Origin of the sequence: Actinoplanes couchii (assembly GCF_016862075.1) — a bacterium.
Lineage (GTDB): Bacteria > Actinomycetota > Actinomycetes > Mycobacteriales > Micromonosporaceae > Actinoplanes > Actinoplanes couchii.
The window spans coordinates 1-626 of record NZ_BOMG01000198.1 but is presented as its reverse complement, the minus strand read 5'-3'; the positions used below and the strand labels follow the sequence as shown (position 1 = coordinate 626).

General features: G+C 68.5%; 1 protein-coding gene. It reads left to right on the top strand.

What is annotated here, in order from left to right:
- Positions 1–8: 8 nt before the first annotated feature.
- On the top strand, positions 9–626 hold a 618-nt coding region (locus Aco03nite_RS52470; RefSeq protein WP_275416022.1), incomplete at its 3' end, for a condensation domain-containing protein.

Genomic DNA, 626 nt, shown 5'->3' with positions numbered 1-626 from the left:
TCCATCACGTGGTCGCCGACGGTTGGTCGTTGGGCATCCTGTCGCGTGAGCTGGGGGTTCTGTACGCGGATCCGGCCGCGGTGCTGCCGGTGCTGCCGGTGTCGTACCGGGATTTCGCGGTGTGGGAACGGGGCTGGTTGCGGGGTGACGTCTTCGACCGGGGCCTGGAGTTCTGGCGCGGTGAGCTGACCGGTGTGGAAGCCCTCGAACTGCCGTTGGACCGGGCGCGCCCGGCGGTGCGTACCGGCGCTGGTGGTGTGGTCGGTTTCGACATCTCCGGCGCCGTGGTGGAGGAGTTCCGGGGTCTGGTGCGGCGGGCCGGGGTGACGCCGTTCATGGGTTTGTTGTCGGTGTTCCAGGTGTTGCTGAGCCGGTACAGCGGCCAGAACGATGTGGCGGTCGGAACGCCGGTGGCGAATCGGGGCCGGGTCGAGGTGGAGGGTCTGATCGGGTTCTTCGTCAACACGCTGGTGTTGCGGGGTGATCTGGCCGGGGATCCGTCGGTGAACGAGTTGTTCGGCCGGGTGCGGGATCGGGTGGTGGGCGCGTTCGCTCATCAGGATTTCCCGTTCGAGCGGCTGGTCGAGGAGCTGGCGCCGGAGCGGGATCTGTCCCGCACGCCGCTG